Annotated in this window: 3 protein-coding genes; 1 reads left to right on the top strand and 2 read right to left on the bottom strand. The window is 54.9% G+C overall.

Annotation, left to right across the window (positions count from 1 at the left end; translation table 11 throughout):
* A partial coding sequence (locus APH42_RS30350) for a hypothetical protein (protein WP_218187665.1) occupies window positions 1-279 on the top strand: 279 nt, incomplete at its 5' end.
* Window positions 280-362: 83 nt separating this feature from the next.
* Here the strand turns inward: APH42_RS30350 and APH42_RS28790 are convergent.
* Complete coding sequence (locus tag APH42_RS28790; RefSeq protein WP_046785942.1) at window positions 363-902, bottom strand: hypothetical protein; 540 nt, start codon at window positions 900-902, stop codon at window positions 363-365.
* Window positions 895-1,770 (bottom strand): WYL domain-containing protein, encoded by an 876-nt coding sequence (locus APH42_RS28785; protein ID WP_046785943.1) that lies wholly within the window; start codon window positions 1,768-1,770, stop codon window positions 895-897. The genes APH42_RS28790 and APH42_RS28785 overlap by 8 nt, the downstream gene beginning before the upstream one ends.
* Between the last annotated feature and the right edge of the window lie 230 nt (window positions 1,771-2,000).

Below are 2,000 nucleotides of genomic sequence, written 5' to 3'. Positions count from 1 at the left end.
GGTGATTTGGTGGTGCGCTGGTTTGACAACTCGTTGACATTCCTCACGAAGCTACCGGGTTACCGAAATCTGATGATCTCGGCCTACGCTGAAGGGCTCCTCTACCTGTTCCGCAGCGACGCGTCGGCACTCACCTTCTCTCGTATCATCGCCCAATGGCAGAACACGATGCGCCCATGGAGTCGGCTAGTCCTGATCAGCCTGTTTATGGTCAGCGGAGGTTGCTTTGCCTGGTTCGTTTACCTCCAGCTCACGATCCTATTGCCGGTACTGCCTTAGCCGGCGCAGAGGAGTGTTTCAGGCCTGGGGACATCTGGATTGCCACTGCTACTCGATAGATAGTCGTGACAATCCAGATGTCTTCAACCTTGAGGCGGGGTAGCGGTGGGTGGCTTAGGGGGCTCTCCTTGATCGGTACGGGCAAGACTGCTTCGCGTCTTCTCAATCCCCCACACTGCCTTCGCCACTTCTTCAATTTTCGCGACGAACTTGTCTACGTTGAAGCCTGCGATGAAAGCCAGTGCGAAAAAGCCTATCTCGCTTGCACCAGCATTTGAGCTCGACTCCAGCACCAACAATCCCGCCTTCAAAAACAGGTAGCTGACCGCACCCGCGATCGTACTGGTGAGTGGGCGAATGAAATACCAAACCTGCCAGTCGGGATCCCAGCGCTTGTAAACGCATTTGTTCAGGTAAATCGAGCGGAAGCAGTACAGCGCGCCGCCCACATAGGCTATGGCCCCGCACATCAGGGGCACCTTCAAGGGTGCGTAGGGCTGAGGTAGCCAGTCCAAGGCCATGGAGCCGATGGAATAGGTTGCAAAAACCAGAAGGGCCAGCAGGTAGAAAATGATCAGGATCGTGTAATCCCTTCTTGGCTTGGTTGCGGATGCTTCACTCATCTGCTGACGACTCCCTGACAACTTTTTCAATACGGAGCATCACAATCTGCTGATGCTCACCCACTGTTTCGCCAGGCTTCACGTCCAAATTGAGCCTGCGCTTCAGGTAATACAGCTGAGGTTCACGCGCACGAAGGTAGGCTTCACCGTTCACCATCTGGTAGTCGTGCTCGATCGCTTTTCGTTTTTCAGGCGGATAGCTCGGGTTTGGGCCGATGACCACGTCGACAAAGGTTTCCCATTCCACGTCCTGGGGCACCTTGGCGGGCGCCGTCATCGACGCATGCAAAGCGGTGATGCGACCCAGTACGAAATCCTTGAATTTTTCGGATCGGAAGCAGTACGCGCGGGTATGCCATCGGAAGCCGTCATGCGCGAACGTCGTGGGAAAAATCGTGCGCAGCTCCGGAGAATCGAAGTTGGTCATTGATCGGTAGTCGACCTCGACGGCCTCACCCATCTGAATCGCTCGGATCAGCTTGATCAGAATCTGCTGATCCACCTGTCTTGTGGGGGATGGCAGGCTTGCAACGGGGGGCGCCCAGCCGATGAAACTGTCTGAAGGCGCGATATTCCCGATGCCGCGCTGCAGCAGCTCATTCAGGTAATGCCCAGGATCAGGATTCGCGAGTACGGGCTTGAAGTTGGGGCCGGCCACATATGCCTTGAGCGTACGATCGTAGGCCATATTGTCCGGAGCCAGCTCTTGGTAAGCCGAGAAATCCAGGGAAGCCTGTGGAACAGAAATTCCGAAAAAACCGGTCAGGTCGGAACGGTTTAGCCTGCCCTCCCAGAGCAGTCGAAAGTCAATGAATTCGAGGCGGCGTTCCTGGCCCCAGCGACCTGTGCGAGTAGCGGTAGCAGTCATGGAGGATCAGCCTGAAGAAGGTTGGGTATAAAAAATATTCGCATAAAATCTAGACGGGTTGAATTTCTATACGTATCTTATCTTACCTGAAGCGTTTCTCATAGTTGGCGCAGTGCCCGGGGAGGGATGAAATGGCTGCCAAGGTGACTTTTTTCCAAGTAGGTACTGGCGACATGACGTTGATCCGGCTCGCCGACACGTCAGTGACCACCATTTTGATCGACTCGCGT

It is taken from the genome of Pseudomonas sp. NBRC 111140 (assembly GCF_001320885.1).
Classification (GTDB): Bacteria; Pseudomonadota; Gammaproteobacteria; order Pseudomonadales; family Pseudomonadaceae; genus Aquipseudomonas; species Aquipseudomonas putida_P.
Note: the sequence above shows the minus strand (reverse complement) of the source record. Positions and strands in the feature narration are given on the sequence as shown.